21 protein-coding genes are annotated in these 21,022 nt (G+C 68.2%); 10 read left to right on the top strand and 11 right to left on the bottom strand.

The genetic code is table 11. The annotated features are described in order from the left end of the window. Entirely contained in the window at positions 1 to 933 is a 933-nt protein-coding gene (locus EBL85_RS07490; protein ID WP_165913549.1) for a DUF3298 domain-containing protein, read from the top strand. Between the two features lie 105 nt (positions 934 to 1,038). On the opposite strand, the gene EBL85_RS07485 is transcribed toward EBL85_RS07490, so the two are convergent. Continuing rightward, positions 1,039 to 1,392 carry an HMA2 domain-containing protein gene (locus tag EBL85_RS07485; RefSeq protein WP_123139769.1) on the bottom strand — a complete coding sequence of 118 codons (354 nt, stop codon included), beginning with the start codon at positions 1,390 to 1,392 and terminating at the stop codon, positions 1,039 to 1,041. 310 nt (positions 1,393 to 1,702) lie between these two features. On the opposite strand from EBL85_RS07485, the gene EBL85_RS07480 reads away from it, so the two are divergent. After that, positions 1,703 to 2,053 carry a cupin domain-containing protein gene (locus EBL85_RS07480; RefSeq protein ID WP_005220313.1) on the top strand — a complete coding sequence of 117 codons (351 nt, stop codon included), beginning with the start codon at positions 1,703 to 1,705 and terminating at the stop codon, positions 2,051 to 2,053. An 8-nt stretch (positions 2,054 to 2,061) separates the two neighbouring features. Here the strand turns inward: EBL85_RS07480 and EBL85_RS07475 are convergent, their stop codons facing one another. The 5 genes from EBL85_RS07475 to EBL85_RS17075 all read right to left on the bottom strand — a co-directional run bounded on the left by EBL85_RS07475 (position 2,062) and on the right by EBL85_RS17075 (position 5,949). Continuing rightward, positions 2,062 to 4,200, bottom strand: coding sequence for a heavy metal translocating P-type ATPase (locus EBL85_RS07475; RefSeq protein ID WP_123142557.1), 2,139 nt, complete (start codon positions 4,198 to 4,200; stop codon positions 2,062 to 2,064). A gap of 73 nt (positions 4,201 to 4,273) precedes the next feature. Beyond that, positions 4,274 to 4,699: a hypothetical protein gene (locus tag EBL85_RS07470; protein ID WP_123139771.1), complete on the bottom strand. Its 426-nt coding sequence runs from the start codon at positions 4,697 to 4,699 to the stop codon at positions 4,274 to 4,276. Then, complete coding sequence (locus EBL85_RS07465) at positions 4,696 to 4,872, bottom strand: hypothetical protein (protein WP_062276597.1); 177 nt, start codon at positions 4,870 to 4,872, stop codon at positions 4,696 to 4,698. The genes EBL85_RS07470 and EBL85_RS07465 overlap by 4 nt, the downstream gene beginning before the upstream one ends. Next, complete coding sequence (locus tag EBL85_RS07460) at positions 4,865 to 5,212, bottom strand: magnetosome protein MamC (protein ID WP_132230531.1); 348 nt, start codon at positions 5,210 to 5,212, stop codon at positions 4,865 to 4,867. The genes EBL85_RS07465 and EBL85_RS07460 overlap by 8 nt, the downstream gene beginning before the upstream one ends. Beyond that, the gene (locus tag EBL85_RS17075; RefSeq protein WP_148040523.1) at positions 5,209 to 5,949 is read right to left on the bottom strand and encodes a hypothetical protein; all 741 of its coding nucleotides are present in this window, start codon (positions 5,947 to 5,949) and stop codon (positions 5,209 to 5,211) included. The genes EBL85_RS07460 and EBL85_RS17075 overlap by 4 nt, the downstream gene beginning before the upstream one ends. Before the next feature lie 266 nt (positions 5,950 to 6,215). Between EBL85_RS17075 and EBL85_RS17070 the strand changes: the two genes are divergently transcribed. From EBL85_RS17070 to EBL85_RS07435, 4 genes are all read left to right on the top strand, one after another. Next, complete coding sequence (locus tag EBL85_RS17070) at positions 6,216 to 6,719, top strand: HMA2 domain-containing protein (RefSeq protein WP_148040522.1); 504 nt, start codon at positions 6,216 to 6,218, stop codon at positions 6,717 to 6,719. Between the two features lie 218 nt (positions 6,720 to 6,937). Then, positions 6,938 to 9,322 carry a phosphoketolase gene (locus tag EBL85_RS07445; protein WP_123139774.1) on the top strand — a complete coding sequence of 795 codons (2,385 nt, stop codon included), beginning with the start codon at positions 6,938 to 6,940 and terminating at the stop codon, positions 9,320 to 9,322. Between the two features lie 74 nt (positions 9,323 to 9,396). After that, entirely contained in the window at positions 9,397 to 11,910 is a 2,514-nt protein-coding gene (locus EBL85_RS07440) for a glycogen/starch/alpha-glucan phosphorylase (protein ID WP_123139775.1), read from the top strand. 186 nt (positions 11,911 to 12,096) lie between these two features. Next, positions 12,097 to 12,522: a PIN domain-containing protein gene (locus EBL85_RS07435; RefSeq protein ID WP_123139776.1), complete on the top strand. Its 426-nt coding sequence runs from the start codon at positions 12,097 to 12,099 to the stop codon at positions 12,520 to 12,522. A gap of 26 nt (positions 12,523 to 12,548) precedes the next feature. Here the strand turns inward: EBL85_RS07435 and EBL85_RS07430 are convergent, their stop codons facing one another. Continuing rightward, positions 12,549 to 12,866 carry a hypothetical protein gene (locus EBL85_RS07430; RefSeq protein WP_123139777.1) on the bottom strand — a complete coding sequence of 106 codons (318 nt, stop codon included), beginning with the start codon at positions 12,864 to 12,866 and terminating at the stop codon, positions 12,549 to 12,551. Positions 12,867 to 13,036: 170 nt separating this feature from the next. Between EBL85_RS07430 and ruvB the strand changes: the two genes are divergently transcribed. Both ruvB and EBL85_RS07420 read left to right on the top strand, forming a co-directional pair. Continuing rightward, positions 13,037 to 14,077, top strand: coding sequence for a Holliday junction branch migration DNA helicase RuvB (ruvB, locus tag EBL85_RS07425; protein ID WP_123139778.1), 1,041 nt, complete (start codon positions 13,037 to 13,039; stop codon positions 14,075 to 14,077). A gap of 37 nt (positions 14,078 to 14,114) precedes the next feature. Continuing rightward, on the top strand, positions 14,115 to 14,747 hold the full coding sequence (locus EBL85_RS07420; RefSeq protein ID WP_005220290.1) for a trimeric intracellular cation channel family protein: 633 nt from the start codon (positions 14,115 to 14,117) through the stop codon (positions 14,745 to 14,747). Here EBL85_RS07420 and EBL85_RS07415 read toward each other — a convergent pair. From EBL85_RS07415 to EBL85_RS07405, 3 genes are read right to left on the bottom strand one after another with little or no spacing between them, the layout of a single operon-like run. After that, the gene (locus EBL85_RS07415; RefSeq protein WP_123142555.1) at positions 14,726 to 15,400 is read right to left on the bottom strand and encodes a uracil-DNA glycosylase family protein; all 675 of its coding nucleotides are present in this window, start codon (positions 15,398 to 15,400) and stop codon (positions 14,726 to 14,728) included. The two genes, EBL85_RS07420 and EBL85_RS07415, sit on opposite strands and share 22 nt — an antisense overlap. An 18-nt stretch (positions 15,401 to 15,418) precedes the next feature. Beyond that, positions 15,419 to 16,000, bottom strand: a complete 582-nt coding sequence (locus tag EBL85_RS07410) for a DinB family protein (protein ID WP_123142554.1) — start codon at positions 15,998 to 16,000, stop codon at positions 15,419 to 15,421. Continuing rightward, positions 15,997 to 17,670 (bottom strand): glutamine--tRNA ligase/YqeY domain fusion protein, encoded by a 1,674-nt coding sequence (locus EBL85_RS07405; protein WP_123142553.1) that lies wholly within the window; start codon positions 17,668 to 17,670, stop codon positions 15,997 to 15,999. Before EBL85_RS07405 ends, EBL85_RS07410 begins: the two co-directional genes overlap by 4 nt. Before the next feature lie 549 nt (positions 17,671 to 18,219). On the opposite strand from EBL85_RS07405, the gene EBL85_RS07395 reads away from it, so the two are divergent. Together EBL85_RS07395 and EBL85_RS07390 are read left to right on the top strand one after the other, a co-directional pair. Further along, complete coding sequence (locus EBL85_RS07395) at positions 18,220 to 18,528, top strand: DUF1840 domain-containing protein (RefSeq protein ID WP_123139782.1); 309 nt, start codon at positions 18,220 to 18,222, stop codon at positions 18,526 to 18,528. A 138-nt stretch (positions 18,529 to 18,666) separates the two neighbouring features. Beyond that, positions 18,667 to 19,419, top strand: coding sequence for a PEP-CTERM sorting domain-containing protein (locus tag EBL85_RS07390; protein ID WP_123139783.1), 753 nt, complete (start codon positions 18,667 to 18,669; stop codon positions 19,417 to 19,419). A 71-nt stretch (positions 19,420 to 19,490) separates the two neighbouring features. Here the strand turns inward: EBL85_RS07390 and gltX are convergent, their stop codons facing one another. After that, positions 19,491 to 20,906, bottom strand: coding sequence for a glutamate--tRNA ligase (gene gltX, locus EBL85_RS07385; protein ID WP_123142552.1), 1,416 nt, complete (start codon positions 20,904 to 20,906; stop codon positions 19,491 to 19,493). Positions 20,907 to 21,022 lie beyond the last annotated feature (116 nt).

Raw genomic sequence — 21,022 nt, 5'->3', positions numbered from 1 at the left:
ATGGATGTGACGCGTCATTGCACCGCCGCGCTGCTCGGTGTCGCGCTCCTGCCGACACTCGCTGCCGGCGCCGGGTTCGACTGCGAGCGCGCCTCGACCCCGATCGAGCACAGCATCTGCGCCGACGCCGAGCTCGACGCGCTCGACGCCCGGCTCGCCGAGCTCTATCGCGCCGCGCGCGAGCGGCTCGCGCCCGCCGAGCGCGAGGCATTGCGCCAGACCCAGCGCAGCTGGCTCGCCGCGCGCAACCGCTGCGGCCCGGATCGAGACTGTCTGCGAGCGCAGTATCTGCAGCGCATCGAAACGCTCGCACCACCACGGGCACGGCTCACCCGCACCGGCCCGCACTACCAGCTCGAGGCCAGTTATCCGGTGTTCGCCGGGGCGCCGGAGACGATCAACCGCGCGGTGCGTGCATTCGTCCAGGAGCAGGTCGATGCCTTCCTCGCCAGCACCGAGGAGCTCCTGGCCGATCCCGAGCCGCCGCTCGGACCGGCATGGTCGTTCGCGCTCGAGGGCGAGGCCGGCCACCGCACCGACACCCTGCAGGTCGTCGCGTTCGAGGGCTATGCCTATTACGGCGGGGCGCACGGCATGCCGCTGTTCGCGCCGCTGCTGCTGGATCTGTCCGAGGCCCGCGCGCTCGACCCGGCGGAACTCTTCCGCGCCGACAGCGACTGGCTCGCGCGGCTCGCCCGACTCAGCCGCGCGGCACTCGCCGGACGCGACCTGCTCGGTGCCGATGCCGACTGGGTCAACCAGGGCACCGCGCCGGTGGCGGAGAACTATCAACTGTTGCTGCCCGGCCCCGATGGGATCACGGTGATCTTCCCGCCCTATGCGGTCGCCGCCTATGCCGCCGGCGCACAGCGGGTGCTGATCCCCTATGCCGAGATCGACGACCTGCTCGCACGCCCCCTGCGGGCGCCTTGAGTCAGGCGCGCCGGAACCGGACGCGATGGCGCGGGTCGAAGGCGATCGCCCGCATCCCGTCCCGCCGCTATTGCGAGACCGGCGGGGACGGGATGGGGGCGGCGATCAGAGCAGCACGCTCACCAGCTTGTAGGCCGAGCGCTCCACCGCCTTGTTGACGAAGGCGCCGACGAGCGCCTTGCCGAACAGGGTGCCGGCCCTGGTCGCCAGCTCACCGGAGCGTGAGTCGATCTCGACACAGCCATGACGCTCGAGGGCCTCGAGCAGCTGGGCACGACCGATGCGTGCCGGATCATAGAGCAGGGTCAGGCTCGATGCGCGCGGATTGAAGCGCACCTCGGTCACCCCCTCGAGCGCCTGCAGCTCACGCTGCGCCTCGCCGTCGAGCAGCGAGCGACAGCGCAGTGCCGCCGAGCGGATACGCAGTCGCCCTGGAACATGATGGATGTAGTGACTCATGGAACCCTCGGTACTCTCGTCGCTGGAAGGTCATCGATGTGCCTGGCCTGTCGCCGGCGCCCACCGGCCCGGGAACAACCGAATCCGTGCCGTTTCGCGTCGTCGCTGCGCTCCTGCAACGGCCTGTCGGAGTGTCGTCGTCCCGACGCCATCGCAAACGCGAACGGTTATCGATAATAGTTCTCGATCAGGCATTAAGCAAGGGTTGTGCGCGTTTGTTTCTTGCCGACAACCTTGCTATTTTCGATCGAATCAGCGGGATCGGCCCGCCCTCTTCCACCTCAAGCTCGCGGAGCGTTAGAACGATTTCATGAAAGAAGCAGACTGGCTCCTCTTCCAGCTCGACGACCTGGTCTCGAGCGTCGATCGCAACGGTGTCGCCTTCAAGGAATTCCTGCGCACCCCGTCGCTCTCCTGCTCGGTCTATCACCTCCCGGCAGGCTCCAAGGACATGGCCAGCGCCCATGAGGAGGACGAGCTCTATCTGGTGCTCGAGGGACGCGCGCAACTGCGGGTCGGCGACAGCGTGCGGCTGGTCGAGAAGGGCACGCTGATGTACGTGCACGCCGCCTGCAGCCATGCCTTCTTCGACATCGAGGAGGATCTCACCGTGCTGGCCTTCTTCGGCGCGCCGGTACGCGCACACCTGCAGCGCGGCTGACCCCGCTCTCAGTCGTCGACCGGCGGCGCGAGACGACGCTCCTCGGCACCATCGAAGTCCACCCCGCGCAGGGCGTTGAGCAGCACCGCCAGGGTGGTGCCGTTGTGCAGCACCGCGCTGGCCAGGGGCGAGACCCGACCGCTCGCCGCGCCGACCAGGATCGCGGTGTTGATGCCGACGGCGGCGCGGAAGTTGTTGCGGATCAATCGCATGGTGCTGAGCGCCAGGGCGCGCGCGTCGGCCACCGCATCGAGCCGATCGTCGGTGAGCAGGATGTCGGCCGTGGCGCGGGCGATATCGGCACCGCGCGGCATGGCGATGCCTACATCGGCGGCAGCGAGCGCCGGACCGTCGTTGACCCCGTCGCCGACGAAGGCGACCTTGGCCCCGGCATCCTGCAGGCGCATCAGGATCGCCGCCTTGTCCTCGGGCGCGACCTCGGCGTGCACCGCGTCGAAACCGAGCTCGCGACCCAACGCCTCGGCCTTGCTGCGGCGGTCGCCGCTGATCATCACCAGCCGCTCGATGCCGAGCGCACGCAGCCGCGCCAGCGTCTCCGGGGTCTCGGGGCGCAGCGTGTCGCGCAGCGCGATCAGCCCGACCGGGCCCTCGCGGTTGGCGACGAAGAGCAGGATCTTGCCGGCGTCGTGGAAGCTCGAGATACGCGGCTCGAAGGGCGAGAAGTCGATGCCCTCGTGCTCCTCGAGATAGTGACGGCTGCCGATCATGATCCGCCCCCCGGCGACATCGGCCGAGAGCCCGTGGGCGACCAGATAGTCGACCTCGCCGTGGCTGATGTGCTCGAGTCCGCGCGCCTGTGCGGCGTCGACCACGGCGCTGGCGATCGGGTGCGAGGCGTGCTCCTCGATCGAGGCGACCAGCGCGAGCAGGTCACACTCGTCGCACCCCGGGTGGGTGGCGAGCACCTCGACATCGGTGACCGCCAGCTCGCTGTGGGTCAGGGTGCCGGTCTTGTCGAACACCAGGGTATCGACCCCGGCGAGCTGCTCGATCGCCTCGCCACCACGCATCAGCACCCCATTGCCCGCCGCACGCGCCATCCCCGACTTGATCGCCACCGGGGTGCCGAGCTTGAGCGCGCAGGCATAATCGACCAGGAACACCGACTGCACCCGACGCAGGTCGCGGGTGGCGGCATAGACCGCCGCCCCCGTGCCCAGGGTCAGCGCCACGCGCTGATCGGCGAGCCGATCGGCCTCGCTCTGGGTGACCGAGCGCTTGGTGAGCGCATCGCCGATGAAGCGCGCCACCCGCGCCGAGGTGGTCTCGGCGCCGACCTGGGTGGCCTCGATGCGCAGCCGCCCCTCGACCAGCACCGAGCCGCAGATCACCCGTCGATAGACCGACTTGCGCACCGGCACGTCCTCGCCGGTGACCGCCGACTGATCGACCAGCGCCACCCCGTCGATCACCCGACCGTCGACCGCGATGCGCTCCCCCGGCCCGACCTGAACGATCTCGCCGACCTCGACCTGATCGCCGGGCACGCGCACCAGCTCACCGTCGCGCTCGACCCAGGCCGGCGCGGGGTCCGGGCGCAGCAGCCGCGCCAGCATGCGATCGGAGCGACGCGCGGTGCGCTCCTCGAGATAGGCGCCGAGACGCAGCAGCAGGTCGGTGACGGTGGCGGCATAGACCTCGCCACGCGCCGCCGAGAGCCCTACCGCCACGGCATCGAGCACCTCGACCTTGACCCCTTCGTTGACCAAGGTGTCGACCCCGCGCGCCAGCGTCGGCGCGGCACTGGTCACCGCCAGCGCCAACCGCCAGCTCGGCGGCAACAGCGGCAGCAGCGCCAGCGCCAACAACGAGGTCGCCACCGGCGCCAGCCCCGAGTCCGGCTCGCCGGCGGACACCGGCAGCGCGTCGTGACCGACATGGGGCACATAGGCGCGCAGCCGCTCGATGACGCGAGCGCGCGCCTCGGGCGTAGGCGTGAACTCGATCACCAGCGAACCCGTCGCCACCCCGGTACGCACCTCGCGCACCTCGGGCAGGGCATCGAGCCAGAGTTCAAGGGTGTCCGGTGCATAACCGGGGGCGCCGAGGGCGGGGAGACGCAGCCGCAACCGACCGGGCAGCTGGTGAACGACGCGATAGCGCAGCGCGGGCAAGGAAGGGGTCACGAGATCAGGGTCCTGAACTGGGCGTGGGCGGGCGGACGCACCCGCCCACGTGGGCTGGGGGAGAGGGTGACGCTCAGGGATCCTGACGCTGCGAGGCGTGCCGCAGCTCGGCCTCGGCGTCGCCGAAACGCTCCTTGATCTCCTCGACCCCGCCCTGGACCATCGCCCAGGCGCGTACCATGCCGTTGATCGCGGTGCGCTGCACCTGCTCGTTGGTGAGCAGATAGGTCGCAGCGGCGCCGATCACCAGCCCCTTGAGGAAGCGGTCACGCGACAGCGTCGCCAGCGTGCCCTGCTGGTTCTGGGGGTTCCACTGGGGCTGCTGCATCGCCATGGGCGCATGATAGCCCTGGTAGTAATAGGCCTGTCCCTGAGGCGGAAGAGCCGCACCCTGGCCCTGGTGATACTGCTGATACTGCCCACCCTGGGCCTGTCCCTGGGGGGCACCCCCCGGTTGGCCCTGGGCGCCCTGCCCTGGATAGCCGTATTGATTGCTCATGCCGAGTCTCCTGTGGTCGGTCGTGCGTTGTTCGGTGCCGGTTGCCGGTTGCCGCGCGCCTTGACCAGGCCACGCAGCAACATCACCAGTGCCGCGCCGGTGATCAAACCGCCGATGCCCTCGGCGATGTTCTTCGTGACCCCGTGCTGATGACGTTGACGTTGATCAGTCATGCATATCCCCATCGGTCCATTGACGCAGCCCGTAGAAGACCGCCGACCCGGCCAGGAACATCAGCCCGAGCCGCAGCGCCCCCTGATCGGCGACGGTGGAGGCCACGGCGCCGGCCGCAGCGGTGGCCACACCCGCGGCCACCGCGCTCTTGCCGGTCTCGACCAGGGCCAGGTTGGGAAGCTGCTCGCCGGCCTGGATGCGATCGACCTGACGGGCCGCGGCGAGACTGCCGCCGATCACCGCACCGAGGGTGGCGAGCCGCACCAACGACCCGCAATCGCTGCTGATCGCCGGGGCCGTGGGCGCCGTGCCCGGCCAGAAAACGGGAGGCTGGCTCATGCCTTCTGCTCCTCGCCACCACCCTGACCCTTGTCGCCACCGAAGAGGGTGCGCTGGACCGAGCCGTTGGTGAACACCAACACGGCGGCGGCACCGAGCAGCGCGCCCTTCCAGAAGTCGGTGTCATTGAAGTCGATCAGCTTGGAGAGGCTGTTGAGTCCGTTGCCACCATTGGCCAGCTCATCGACCAGTTCCGCCACCCCGGCGCCGGCGCCGTGCTGGGCACCGAACCCCTGGTGCGCACCGGCCCCCGGGGGATAACCACCCGGCGCCGCGCCATGACCGGCCCACTCGGGCTGCCCACCCTGGTACGGCGCGCCCTGATAGGGCATGGCCCCAGGCGGCATGCCACCGGGCTGATAGCCGTACTGCGGCGGCTGCGCCCCCGGGTACGGCTGTCCCGGATACGGCTGCTGCGGCGGCATCATCCCCGGCATCCATTGCGGCTGGCCACCGGCCTGAGGCCCATATCCACCCTGCGCGGTCTGTGGTCCCTGGGGCTGAGCCGCGGCGGCGCCCGGCGGCGGCGCGCCCCAGGCCGGCTGCGGGGCCTGCTGCTGGCCGGGGTGCATGCCCATGCCAGGCTCCTGGCCCTGCGCCGACCAGGGTACGCCGGCGCCCTGGACACCCTGGCCCGCAGCGCTGTCGCAGCCCTCGGCCTGCCAGGCCTGCGCGCCCTCCTGGCCGCCTCCGGGCATATCCGGTCGCGCCTGCGCCTCTGACTTGTGTTCGCTCATGGTGACTCCGCTTGGATGGATGGGTTGCGGCACCGCACTCGAGACGGTGCTCATCGTCGTCCTCGACCTCGCGATGCACGGACCGCTCGATCGAGACCGCAGCGGTGGGGGCACCGCACTGCCACGGCGGACGGTCCCGACTGGAGAATAAAGTTAACGCAGCCGCCCGTCGTAAACAATAACGATTTACGTTTGCATAGAGAGCGGGGCGCGGTTAGACTCGGAGGGTCTGGAGATGGTTGGAGTATCCCCCGGAGGAACCAGCGATGCCGTCCGTACCCGCAGCACGCCAGGGGCAGCCGCCCCCGGTCTCGATCTGTCATCAGGTGCCGGGGCGCGTGCGGCTGCGCGTGCCGCTGCTGCTCGCCGAGCCCGCTGCGGCGGCGGCGCTGGTCAAGGCGCTGCGCGCCCTGCCCGGGGTGGAGGGCGTACGCAGCAATCCGGCCTGCGCCAGCCTGGTGGTGCGACATCATGCGTCCCAGCCACTGGCGGCGAGCACCATCCTCTCGACACTGACTCCATTGATCCATCAATCGCGTCCTCCGGCGGCCGCTCCTCTGGTCCATCCTATACGAAAAACGCCAAAGTGGAACAGGGCGCACCCCCAGCGCGTACAGCGCCGGCGCTCGCGTACCGACTGCCCGCTGTGCCGACTCAAGCTCAGGGCGGCGCGCTGGATCATGGCCGACGTGTGGCGCTGCTGGCAGGAGCGTACGCGCGCGCGTATTCGTACCCTTATGGTCACGGCGCTCTCGCCGCTGCGTCACTGACCGAGCCGACACCGCTCACACGCCCGAATGGCGATGCCATAAAAACTTAATATTCAGCGCATTGCCATATGACCTTGACGATGCCCGGTGATGTCGCGGCGCCATGGCGCCATCACGCACCCACCCGCCCCCACTCGGCCATCCTGTCTGGCCTTCCCCCCGACCATCGACTATCGTGAGCACCTGAACTCACGCAATCACCGATTGAGGAGTCTGCAATGGTCACCCCCGTCGCGCATCCTGACGCGAACCTGTCCCCAGAGCTTTTGAAGCGGATCGACGCCTACTGGCGCGCCTGCAACTACCTGGCCGTCGGCATGATCTATCTGCGGGACAACCCGCTGCTGCGCGAACCGCTGCGCGAGGAACATCTCAAGCAGCGCCTGCTCGGTCATTGGGGCGCGAGTCCCGGACTGTCGTTCATGTACGTCCATCTCAACCGCATCATCAATGCCTACGACCAGCGCGCCATCTTTCTCGCCGGCCCGGGTCACGGCGCCCCCGGGGTGCTCGCCCCGGTCTATCTCGAGGGCACCTACTCCGAGGTCTATCCCAACAAGAGCGAGGATGAGGAAGGTCTGCGCGCCTTCTTCAAGCAGTTCTCCTTCCCCGGCGGCATCGGCTCGCACTGCACGCCCGAGACCCCCGGCTCGATCCACGAAGGCGGCGAACTCGGCTACTCGATCTCGCACGCCTTCGGCGCGGCCTTCGACAACCCGGATCTGTTGGTGGCGGTCGCCGTCGGCGACGGCGAGGCCGAGACCGGACCGCTGGCCACCTCCTGGCACTCGAGCAAGTATCTCAACCCGATCCGCGACGGTGCGGTACTGCCGATCCTTCATCTCAACGGCTACAAGATCAACAACCCCACCCTGCTCTCGCGCATCCCCAACGAGGAACTGAGCAACCTGATGCGCGGCTACGGCTGGACCCCGCACTTCGTCGAGGGCGACGACCCGATGGAGATGCATCAGCGCATGGCCGAGACGCTCGATCGCTGCCTCGCCGAGATCCGCGGCTTCCAGCAGCAGGCACGCGAGAGCGGCCAGGCCAACCGCTGCCACTGGCCGATGATCGTGCTGCGCACCCCCAAGGGCTGGACCGGTCCGAAGACGGTCGACGGCAAGCGCGTCGAGGGTTTCTGGCGCGCCCATCAGGTGCCGCTCTCGGGGATGCACGGCAATCCCGCCCATCTCGAACAGCTCGAGGCGTGGATGCGCAGCTACCAACCCGAGGAGCTGTTCGACGAGCAGGGCCGGCTGCGCCCCGAGCTCAAGGCACTCGCGCCCCGGGGCGAGATGCGCATGAGCGCCAGCCCCCATGCCAACGGCGGCCTGCTGCGACGTGCGCTGCGCCTGCCCGACTTCCGCGACTACGCCCAGCCGATCAGCCGTCCGGCCACCGAGCGGGCGATGAACACCCGTCCCCTGGGGGCGATGCTGCGCGACGTGATGGCGCGCAACACCGACAACTTCCGTGTCTTCGGCCCGGACGAGAACACCTCCAACAAGCTCGACGCCATCTACGAGGTGAGCAAGAAGCTGTGGCTGTGCGACTACCGCGAGGAGGACGCCGACGGCGGTGAACTCTCACCCGATGGCCGGGTGCTGGAGATGCTCTCGGAGCACACCCTCGAGGGTTGGTACGAGGGCTATATCCTCACCGGGCGGCACGGTTTCTTCGCCACCTACGAGGCCTTCGTCCACGTCATCGACAGCATGTACAACCAGCATGCCAAGTGGCTGTCGATCTGCGAGGACATTCCCTGGCGCGCCCGTGTCTCCTCGCTCAACCTGCTGATCACCTCCACCGTCTGGCGCCAGGACCACAACGGCTTCACCCACCAGGACCCGGGCTTCCTCGACGTGGTGGTCAACAAGAACCCCGAGGTCACGCGGATCTACCTGCCCCCGGACGTCAACACCCTGCTCTCGACCGTCGACCACTGCCTGCGCAGCCGCGACGACATCAACGTGATCGTCGCCGACAAGCAGAACCATCTGCAGTACCTGGACATGGACGCGGCCATCAAGCACTGCACCAAGGGCATCGGCATCTGGGAGTGGGCGAGCAACGACCAGGGCGGCGAACCCGACCTGGTGATGGTCGGCTGCGGCGACATCCCCACCAAGGAGGCGCTGGCGGCCACCGCGCTGCTGCGCGAGCACTTCGCCGACATCCGCATCCGCTTCATCAACGTCGTCGACCTGTTCCGTCTGCAACCGGCCGGCGAGCACCCCCACGGGCTCAACGACGCCGATTTCGACAGCCTGTTCACCAAGGATCGGCCGGTGATCTTCAACTTCCACGGCTATCCCTGGCTGATCCACCGTCTCGCCTATCGCCGCACCAACCACAGGAACCTGCACGTGCGCGGCTACAAGGAGAAGGGCAACATCAACACCCCGCTGGAGCTGGCGATCAACAACGAGATCGACCGCTTCAGCCTCGCCATCGACGCCATCGATCGGGTACCGCGGCTGCAGGTGGCCGGCGCCCACGTCAAGGAGCGGCTGCGCGACATGCAGATCGAGTGTCGCAACTACGCCTTCGAGCACGGCGTCGACAAGCCCGAGGTCGACGACTGGACTTGGCCCTATTGATCTGATCCGACCGGGGCGCGTTCACGCGCCCCGCCCCGACGCATCTCCCCTCTCCCCACACTGAGGCGTCACCGATGAGCAAGGCGCAACGACCCGAGTCACCCTGCGAGCCCCGCGAGCCGACCCGCACCGGGATGTCGAAGGAGGCGCTGAAACAGGCCTATATCGACAACCTGTTCTTCATCCAGGGACGCTTTCGCGAGGTCGCCACCCCCCATGACCTCTACATGGCCGCGGCCTACACCGCGCGCGACCGACTGCTCGAGCGCTGGGTGCGTTCGGCGCAGCTGTTCAAGTCGAGCCATGCGCGCACCGTCTGCTACCTCTCGGCCGAGTACCTGCTCGGTCCGCACCTGGCCAAGACGCTGATCAACCTCGGCATCACCCAGGCGGCGCGCGAGGCGGCCGAGGAACTCGAACTCGACTTCACCGCGGTACTCGAGGAGGAGGAGGAGCCGGGACTCGGCAATGGTGGGCTGGGGCGGCTGGCCGCCTGCTTCATGGACTCGCTCGCGACCCTGCGCATCCCCGCCATCGGCTATGGCATCCGCTACGAGTTCGGCATCTTCGACCAGCGCATCGAGGACGGCTGGCAGGTCGAGGTCAGCGACAACTGGCTGCGCAACGGCAACCCCTGGGAGATCCCGCGACCGAAGATCTGCTTCCCGGTCTGCTACGGCGGGCACACCGAGCGCTATCGCGACGCCGATGACCAGTGGCGCACCCGCTGGGTACCGGCGATGGTGATCCAGGGCGTCGCCTACGACACCCCGATCCTCGGCTTCGGTACCGACAACGTGAACCTGTTGCGGCTGTGGAAATCGGAGGCGGCCGAGTCGCTCGACTTCCAGGCCTTCAACATCGGCGACTACTACGGCGCGGTGCACGCCAAGATCGAGGCCGAGACCATCTCCAAGATCCTCTACCCCAACGACGAGCCCGAGGCGGGCAAGGAGTTGCGGCTCAAGCAGCAATACTTCTTCGTCTCCTGCTCGATCCAGGACATGATCCGGCTGCACCTCAACACCGTCGGACCGATCGAGCAGTTCGATCAGAAGTTCGTCGCCCAGCTCAACGACACCCACCCGGCGCTGGCCATCGCCGAGCTGATGCGGCTGTTGCTCGACGAGCACGGGATGGACTGGGAGCAGGCCTGGGGGATCACTCACCGCACCTTCTGCTACACCAACCACACGCTGCTGCCCGAGGCCCTCGAGACCTGGCCGGTGGCACTGCTCGAACGGCTGCTGCCGCGCCATCTGGAGATCATCTACGAGATCAATCAGCGCTTTCTCGATCAGGTGCGGGTGCGCTTCTTCGCCGACGACGCGCGGGTGGCGCGGATGTCGTTGATCGGCGAGGACGGCGAGCGCCGAGTGCGCATGGCGCACCTCGCGGTGGTCGGCAGCCATCAGGTCAACGGGGTGGCGGAGCTGCACTCGGAGCTGGTGCGCACCACCATCCTGCGCGACTTCCACGACCTCTGGCCCGAGCGCTTCACCAACGTCACCAACGGGGTCTCGCCGCGACGTTTCATCATGGTCAGCAACCCGCGGCTGGGGCGGCTGATCAGCGAGGTCTGCGGCAACACCGGCTGGGCGCGCGACCTCGAGCAGCTGCGCCGACTCGAGGAATACGCCGACGACCCCACCTTCCAGGCCCGCTGGCGCGAGATCAAGACCGCCGCCAAGCGCGATCTGGCCGACTGGATGGCCGCGCGCACCGGGGTCGACCTCGACCCGGTGCAGCTCTTCGACGTCCAGGCCAAGCGCATCCACGAGTACAAGCGCCAGCACCTCAACGTGCTGCACATCATCCGCACCTACCAGCGCATCAAGCAGGACCCCGATCACAACCTGGTGCCGCGCGCCTTCATCTTCGGCGGCAAGGCCGCACCCGGCTACTTCGCCGCCAAGCTGCTGATCAAGCTGGTCAACGCCGTGGCCGAGGTGATCAACCACGACCCCGAGGTCAACGGCACCATCCGCGTCGCCTTCATGCCCGACTTCAACGTCAAGAACGGTCAGCGACTCTACCCCGCCGCCGACCTCTCCGAGCAGATCTCGCTGGCCGGCAAGGAGGCCTCGGGGACGGGCAACATGAAGTTCTCGATGAACGGGGCACTGACCATCGGCACCCTCGACGGCGCCAACATCGAGATCCGTCGCGCCGTCGGCGAGGACAACTTCTTCCTCTTCGGCATGGACGCCGAGACCGTGGCGCACCGCCAGGCCGAGGGTTACCACCCCTGGGAGTACTATCGCAACGACCCGGAACTACGCGCCGATATCGACCTGATCAACTCGGGGCTGTTCTCGCACGGCGACACCAGCCTGTTTCGCCCGCTCACCGACCAGCTGGTCAACCACGACCCCTTCATGGTGCTGGCCGACTATCGCGCCTATGTCGAGGCCCAGGAGCATGTCAGCAGCGCCTACCGCGACCCCGCACGCTGGACGCGGATGTCGATCCTCAACGTCGCGCGCATGGGCCGCTTCTCCTCCGACCGCGCCATCCGCGAATATGCCGAGCGGATCTGGGCGGTCGAGCCATTGCCGGTGGAGAGCGGGGCGGAGACGACGCGCTGACCACTCATCCGGCCACGAAATGTGACGCTTGTCACACCGATGAGTCTTGACTTATAAGGGTTTCCTGATTGATAGCCCCGCATCGACAGCTGCGGGGCGCTCCGGCATGGACCGCGACACCGGGCATCCGCTCGGCATACCCACCGCTCGCCGGCCATGACAGGCGAATACCACAGGGAACGAACGATGTCCGACACCCCCAAGGCGCTCTTCGACGTCACCGTGCTGACCGCGGCCATGGCCGCGGAGGACTCCCGCAACGGCCCCGCACGCGCGGCCTTCGGCCTGGTCACTGATGGACGCGTACGCGGCTATATCTGCGCCAGCGCGATCGACGCACTGCACGACTTCCTCTCCCGCACCCAGGGCCAGCGCCAGGCGCGCGGCGCGCTCGACCGGCTGCGCGCGCTCTTCGAGATCGCCCCGGTCGACGCCGGCATCGTCGACGCGGCCATGGAGCTCGGTTGGGACTATCTCGACGATGCCCTGACCCACGAGTGCGCCCGCGCCCAGGGACTCGACTACCTGATCACCGCCAACCCCGAGGACTTCCCCGGCAGCGCGCTCAAGGTGCAGCCGCCCGAGACCTTCCTGCGCGAACTCCACGGCTGACGCCAGCGCCGGCGGCGGGCCCTGGATCAGCGCTTGCGCACATCCAGATACTCGCGCTCGACCGCCGTCTCCAGCGCCTGCATGCCCTTGACCAGCTCCTCGTAGCGCATCCGCAGCGCATGCAGCCGCGCCACCGCCTCCTTGCCCGGCAGCTCGCCGTTACTCTTGGTGGCGATCTCGAACAGCGCCTGCAGATAGCTCGCGCGCGCACGCGCCACCATCTCGATCACCGGATTGAGATCGCTCAGGGTCAGCGCCGAGATCGCCGGATTGATGTGGCGGCGGTTGATCTCGCGGATCGCGGCGTCGATCTCCAGCAGCAGTCGACTGTTTTCGTTTGGCATGCTTGCTCCTCAATTCGCTCACAGAAAGCGTCCCGCTTCTCGCCTGCGCGGGGACCATACGTCACGCTGGCGCGCACGTCGATCGAGGCGCGATCTCCGGCACGAAGATGTCCGCATCCCCTATCATAGGCGCACCCGACCAACTCCCTTGTCTCCCCTCGCCGCCCGACATGACCGACCCAGACCGTATCATCAGCCCCCAGGCCGCCACCGACGACAATGCGCTCGATCGCGCCATCCGCCCCCGCACGTTGGCCGACTATGTCGGCCAGCCGGCGGTCTGCGACCAGATGGAGATCTTCATCGGCGCCGCCCGGGCGCGCGCCGAGGCGCTCGATCACGTGCTGATCTTCGGCCCCCCCGGTCTCGGCAAGACCACGCTCGCCCACATCATCGCCCAGGAGATGCAGGTCAACCTGCGCCAGACCTCGGGACCGGTGCTGGAGAAGCCCGGCGATCTGGCCGCGCTGCTCACCAACCTCGAGGAGGGCGACGTGCTCTTCGTCGACGAGATCCACCGTCTCAGCCCGGTGGTCGAGGAGGTGCTCTACCCGGCGATGGAGGACTACCAGATCGACATCATGATCGGCGAGGGTCCGGCGGCGCGCTCGATCAAGCTCGACCTGCCGCCCTTCACCCTGGTCGGCGCCACCACCCGCGCCGGGCTGCTGACCTCACCGCTGCGCGATCGCTTCGGTATCGTCCAGCGGCTCGAGTACTACTCTGCCGCCGACCTCACCACCATCGTCGAGCGCTCGGCACGACTGCTCGGCATCGCCGCCGACACCGCCGGCGCAAGCGAGATCGCGCGCCGCTCGCGCGGCACCCCGCGCATCGCCAACCGGCTGCTGCGACGGGTGCGCGACTATGCCGAGGTGCGCGCCGACGGCCATATCGACGCCGCCGTCGCCGATCGCGCGCTGGAGATGCTCAAGGTCGACGCCCAGGGCTTCGACCACATGGACCGACGCCTGCTCGAAGCGGTGATCGAGAAGTTCGACGGCGGCCCGGTCGGGGTCGAGAGCCTGGCCGCGGCGATCGGCGAGGAGCGCGGCACCATCGAGGACGTGCTCGAACCCTATCTCATTCAGCAGGGCTTCCTGATGCGCACCCCGCGCGGGCGCATGGCCACCCAGATCGCCTACGACCACTTCGGCCTGCGCGCGCGCCGCGACGCCGAGCCCGGGCTGTTCGATCAGCCGACGGAATGAGACGGCCCGCCCCCCTGGCGACGGAATCAGTGACGACATGCCCCAACTGCACATCCCGCTCGATCTGCTGATGTACTGCACCAGCCTCGCCGCGGTGGCGATGATGGCCGCCGCCGCGGTATTGGAGGCCGGGCGCAAGCGCTTCGACCTCTTCGGCATGGTGGTGGTGGCGCTCGCCGCCGCGCTCGGCGGCGGCTCGCTGCGCGACCTGCTGCTCGATCGCCCGGTGTTCTGGATCGCCGACCAGACCTATTCGATCGTCGCCCTCGGCGCGGCGCTCTTCACCTTCTTCCTGGCGCGGGTGTTCTCGCTGCCGGCGCGGCTGTTCCTGATCCCCGACGCGCTCGGACTGGCGCTGTTCACCGTCACCGGCACCAAGGCCGCGCTCGCCTGGGACGCGCCCTGGTTGGTGGCGAGCTTCATGGGGGTGATCACCGGGGTGGTCGGCGGCATCCTCCGCGACGTGCTCTGCAACGAGGAGCCGCTGGTGTTCCAGGGCACCCTCTACGCCACCGCCTCCTGGCTCGGCGCACTGGTGCTCCTGGCGATGCTCGAACTGGAGATCAACCCCAGCATCGCCGCCGTCACCGGCGGCAGCCTGGTGTTCCTGCTCCGGCTGGCGGCGATCCGCTGGGAGATCAGCCTGCCCTACTTCACCACCAAGGAGTGATCGGCGCGCAGCTCGCGCCACGCCGGGTGCGCCTCGATCAGCGCCAGCGCCTCGGCCAGCAGGGTCTTGCCCGGCTCCATCTTGAACCAGGTCGAGGCCCCCGAGGAGTGCGGCAACGGGATCATGTCCGCCTCCCACCCGGCCGGGTCGCGATAGCGCCACTGCTGACCGACCACCTCGTTGAGCCGCTTGAAGTCCATCAACTGAGCGATGGCGAGCTTGCCCACCGGGATGATCAGCCGTGGCCGCAACAACGCCAGCTCGCCGCGCCACCACTCGGCGCAACGCGCGATCTCCTCGCCATCCGGCACCCGGTCCCCGCCCTTGGGGTTCTTGCCCGGGAAGCAGCGACACACGGCGCTGATCAGCAGCCGCTCGCGACAGACCGGCTCGTCCATGCCGATCGAGCCGAGCCAGCGGAACAGCGTCTTGCCCGCGGTCCAGCAGAACGGCAACCCCTGCTCGATCTCGCGGGTACCCGGCGCCTGACCGACCAGCATCACCGGCGAGATCAGGGTGGCGCTGTGCACCGAGGGGCCGAACATCGCCGGGCAGCGACGACAGCCCTCGAGTTCCTGATGCAACCGGGTCAGGGCGGCGAGCCGGTCGGCCGGGGTGGCGTCGGCATCGGCGGCGAAGGGGGATGAAGACATCGGATACCTGTGGTGGGATCAGTCGAGACGGCGCGCGATCCGCTGGATCTGCACGCGATGGATGCGGTTGTGCAGCGCCGCCAGGGCGTGCCACTGGCGAGCGCTGAGGGGGCCGAACCAGGGATGGGGATAGGGTTCACGACCATTGAGCACGCCGAGGCGTTCGATCACCTCGGTGTGGCGTTCGACGCTCGCGCGCAGCGCATCGATACGGTCGGGTCCGGCGTCGAGATGCGGGGTGACATCGGCCGGCGCGATCTCGACGCTGTGCCCCTGGCTGACACAGAGGGCATGGACCAGCGCGGTGACGGCGGTGTTCACCATCACCAGGTGATCGAGCACCATGTAGACCGACCAGTCACGTCCACCGGGCTCGAGTCCGGCGACGCGACGGATGCGCACCGCACGCCGCCCCTGCACCTCGTCGAGCCCGGCGGCGATGGCACAGGCCTGCTCGGCCTCGCGGCGAAACAGACGCAGCACCGACCCCGGCGACGACAGCGCGGCATAGGCGCGCAGGCCGAGATTGGCCACCAGGCGCTCGTGTGCCGGGAGGCGCTGACCCGTCGGATCGGTTGCGTCGGTCTCGCGTCTACTCACCCGTTGCCCTTGCCCCAGCTGTCGCGCAGCCCCACGGTGCGGTTGAACACCGGGCGCTGCGCCGTCGAATCGGGATCGACGACGAAATAGCCCTCACGCTCGAACTGGAAGCGCTCGCCCGGCTGTGCCCCACCGAGGCTCGGCTCGAGCATGCAATCGACCAGCACCTCGAGCGAGTCGGGGTTGATGTCGTTGCGATAATCCTGCCCCTCGGCGCCGGGCATCGCAACCCGGAACAGACGGTCGTAGAGACGCACCTCGGCGGCCACCGCGTGCGCGGCGGCGACCCAGTGGATCACCCCCTTGACCTTGCGTCCCTCGGGCTTGCAGCCGAGGGTGGCCGGGTCGATGCTTGCGCGCAGCTCGACGACCTCGCCGGCAGCGTCCTTCACCACCTCGTCGCAACGGATCACATAGGCGTTGCGCAACCGCACCTCACCGCCCGGCACCAGCCGCTTGAAGCCCTTCGGCGGGACCTCGGCGAAGTCCGCGCGATCGATATAGAGCTCGCGCCCGAAGGGGATCTCGCGGCTGCCCATCGACTCGTCCTTGGGATGGTTGGCCGCGCTGATGTTCAGCACCTCGTCCTCGGGGTAGTTGGTCAGCACCACCTTGAGCGGGCGCAGCACCGCCATGCGCCGGGGCGCGTGGGCGTCGAGATCGTCGCGGATGGCGCTCTCGAGCATCGCCATCTCCACCCGGTTCTCCGACTTGGTCACGCCGATGCGCTCGCAGAACTCGCGCAGCGCCGTCGGGGTGTAGCCACGCCGACGCAGCCCGGCGATGGTCGGCATGCGCGGATCGTCCCAGCCATCGACGTGCCCCTCGGCGACCAGCTCGGTGAGCTTGCGCTTGCTGGTGACGGTGTACTCGAGGTTGAGCCGGCTGAACTCGATCTGACGCGGCCGGCTCGGCACCGAGACGTGCTCGACGCACCAGTCGTAGAGCGGACGGTGGTCCTCGAACTCGAGGGTGCAGAGCGAGTGGGTGACGCCCTCGATGGCATCGCTCAGCGGGTGGGTGAAGTCATAGGTCGGGTAGAGACACCAGGCGTCCCCGGTCTGGTGATGGATCACCCCGTGCTTGATGCGATAGAGCACCGGGTCGCGCAGATTGATGTTGGGCGCGGCCATGTCGATGCGCGCGCGCAGGGTGCGCGAACCATCGGGGAACTCACCGGCGCGCATCCGCGCGAACAGCTCGAGGTTCTCCGCCACCGGGCGATCGCGCCACGGGCTCGGGCGACCGGGCTCGGTGAGGGTGCCGCGATACTCGCGCATCTGCTCGGCATCGAGCTCGCAGACATAGGCCAGCCCCTGCTCGATCAGCTCGACGGCGAAGCCATAGAGCCGCTCGAAGTAGTCGGAGGCGAACCGCGCCTGCCCGCCCCACTCGAAGCCGAGCCAGCGCACGTCGGTCTTGATCGCCTCGACGAACTCGAGGTTCTCCTTGTGCGGATTGGTGTCGTCGAAGCGCAGGTTGCACTGCCCACCGAGCGACTCGGCCAAGCCGAAGTTGAGCGCAATCGACTTGGCGTGGCCGATGTGCAGATAACCATTGGGCTCAGGCGGGAAACGGGTCACCACCCGGTCGTGGGTCCCGGCGGCCAGATCCGCTTCGACGATCTGGCGGATGAAGTTGGTGCGGGTCGGCTCGGCAGCGTCGGTCATGATGTCTCGGGCAGGCGATAGATTGATTGGACGACGAACAGGATATTTTATCGCGCGCGCCCCTGGGCGTCAGCCTGACTGATCGGTCGACAGCGGGCAGCGCTCAGCTGCCAGCCGCCAGTGGGCGTACAGACTCGACGAACGCAGCGGGCACGAACCACCCCACGCCGCCTCTCGCTGTCAGCCCCAAAACACAGCAGGACCTGCGTGAGGCTCTTGCTGTTGATCTGCTCACCACCACCCACCGAGAGCGCCCCCCTTCGCGATTTTGCGATCCGCGCCCCGGCTGCCACCATCCAACTGGAGGCTGGAGGCTGGAGGCTGGAGGCTGGAGGCTGGAGGCTGGAGGCTGGAGGCTGGAGGCTGGAGGCTGGAGGCTGGAGGCTGGAGGCTGGAGACTCTTCCCCTTGCCTCGTCTCCTTTGCGTCTTTGCGGTTCAATCCCCTGGCGACTGGCGACTGGCGACTGGCGACTGGCGACTGGCGACTGGCGACTGGCGACTGGCGACTGCTAGCCTAGCACTTCACCCGCCCATCATCGGAGCCGATCATGCTCGTTCATTTCCAGACCAGTGCCTATGCCACCATCACCATGTTCGGCGAGGTCGCCGTGCCCCTGATCAAGCTGATGGGGCACAGCGGCAGCGTGCCCGGCGCGCTGCTCGCCGCCGATGTCCCCCGGGCGCTGGAGCGACTGCGCGACGGGGTCGCGGATCACCCCGGGCTTTATCTCGATCCGCGGCGCGATGAGGACGACGGCGAGCGCCGCCATGTCAGCCTCGCCCATCGCGCCCTGCCGCTCATCGAGCTCCTGGAGGCGGCCGCGGCCGCCGAGGCCAATGTGATGTGGGACCACTGAACGGGCACTGGCGCACTCAAGGCGGCACGCCCGGAGTGGTAATCTGATCCGTTCTGGAGGGATTCCAGGCACGGGCGCGAAGGCGCCCGGTCCCCACCGCCGGGACCGGTCGGCGGCGATCACGACAACGATAAGCACATGCGCACGCACAGCAGACGACTTCTCGGTCTCACCCTCGGGCTCACCAGCCTGTCGGCGCTGGCCACACCGATCGACCTCTCCGGCTGGCAGGCCGAGGGACCCGGCAAGTGGCAACTCGGCGACCCGGGCAGCGTCACCCAGACCCGCAACGAGGCCCCCACCGTTTTCTTCAGCAGCGACCCGGCCCAGGGCTTGAGCCTCTCCGGACAGCTCCAGGTCGACTATGCCAAGGACAACGATGTCATCGGCTTCGTCCTCGGCTATCGAGCCGGCGATCTCGGCGCCAGCGACGTCGACTATCTGCTGATCGACTGGCGCCGCTCGGACCAGAGCCGCTACGGCGGGCGCGCCGAGGGCGGTCTGGCCATCTCGCGCGTCACCGATCGGCTCGACGAGAACAGCGGCGCCTGGTGGCACGACCCGGCTCAGGGCGTCGAGGAGCTGGCGCGCGGGCTCACCCTCGGCGATACCGGCTGGGACCCCTACACCAGCTACGACTTCGACCTGCACTTCACCGCCACCGGGGTCGAACTGTTCATCGACGGCATCAAGGAACTCGATCTGGCGGGCAACTTCGCCGACGGCGGGATCGGTTTCTACAACTACTCGCAGCGCAACGCGATCTACTCCGGGCTGCAGTTCACCGCGCTCGCCGCGGACGATAGCGGCGGTAGCATTCCGACGCCGACGAGCCTCGCCCTGCTGCTCGCGGGCGTCCTCGGGCTGGGGCTGAGTCGCCGCAGGCGCTGAGCCCGAACGCAAGCGCGCCGGGGCCCGCGAGGACCCCGGCGCGCGGGTCGTTCAAGCCGACGACGGACCGATCAGGCGGCGCTCTCGCGCTCGGCGATATAGGCGAGCGCCTTGTCGATACGACGCAGCGTCGCCTCCTTGCCGACCAGCATCAGCGTCTCCTCGATCCCCGGGGAGGCGGCGCGACCGACGATGGCCACGCGCAGCGGCTGGGCGACCTTGCCCATCTTCACCTCCAGCTCCTCGGAGACGCGCTCGACCACGCGCTTGAGATCGTCCGGGTTCCAGTCCTCGTAGGCCATCATCTCGAAGGCGGCGCGCAACCGCTCGAGCGCCTCGCGCGCGACCGGACGCAGGTGCTTCTTCGCCGAGGTCTCGTCGAACGCCTCGAAGTCCTGGTAGCAGAAGGCGCTGATCTCGGCCAGCTCGGCGAGGGTCTTGGCGCGCGCGGCCTGGGCCTTGACCACCGCGGCCAGCTCCGGGCCGGTGCTGGGGTCGATCCCCAGCCGGCCCATGTGCGGGCTGAGCAGACGGGCGATGCGGGAAGGCTCGGCATGGTGCAGATAGTGCTGGTTGAGCCAGTCGAGCTTGTCGGTGTTGAAGGCCGAGGCGGCCTTGTTGACCGCGCCGATGTCGAACAGCTCGACCATCTCCTCGAGCGAGAAGATCTCCTGATCGCCGTGCGACCAGCCCAGACGCACCAGATAGTTGAGCAGCGCCTCGGGCAGATAGCCCTGATCGCGATAGGACATCACCCCCACCGCACCGTGACGCTTGGACAGCCGCGCGCCGTCGTCGCCGAGGATCATCGGCACGTGGGCGTACTGCGGCACGTCGCGACCGAGCGCGCGCAGGATGTTGATCTGGCGCGGGGTGTTGTTGATGTGGTCGTCGCCACGGATGACATGGGTGATGCCCATGTCGGCGTCGTCCACCACCACGGTGAGGTTGTAGGTCGGCGAGCCGTCGCTGCGACGGATGATCAGGTCGTCGAGCTCGGCGTTGTTGAACGGCATCCGTCCGCGGATCATGTCGTCGACCACCACCACGCCGTCGGCGGGGTTCTTGAAACGGATCACGTGCGGCTTGTCGGGGTCGACCTGACGGGTGCGGCAGCAGCCGTCATAGCGCGGCTTGACCTTGCGCGCCATCTGGTCCTCGCGCAGCTTCTCGAGCCGCTCCTTGGGACAGTCGCAGCGATAGGCCAGACCCTTGTCGAGCAGCTCGTCGATGACCTGGTTGTAACGATCGAAGCGCTGCGTCTGGTAGAAGGGCCCCTCGTCGTACTCGAGCCCGAGCCAGGTCATGCCCTCGAGGATCGCGTTGACCGACTCCTCGGTCGAGCGTTCGAGATCGGTGTCCTCGATCCGCAGCACGAACTGCCCACCGTGCCTGCGGGCGAAGAGATAGCTGAACAGCGCGGTACGAGCGCCGCCGACGTGCAGATAGCCGGTTGGAGACGGTGCGAATCGGGTACGAACGGTCATGGGATTCCGGATCGGTTGTGATGGGAGTGAGCGCAGATTCTAGCAGAGCCGACCGCCGCGAACCCGGGTGGCGCGGTCGGCGGAAAATCGAGACGAGCGAAGCGCAAATGATACGA

The sequence above is a fragment of the Marichromatium sp. AB32 genome, from assembly GCF_003718675.1.
Taxonomy (GTDB): domain Bacteria; phylum Pseudomonadota; class Gammaproteobacteria; order Chromatiales; family Chromatiaceae; genus Marichromatium; species Marichromatium gracile.
The sequence above is the reverse complement of the archived record's forward strand: the minus strand, read 5'-3'. Positions and strand labels throughout refer to the sequence as shown.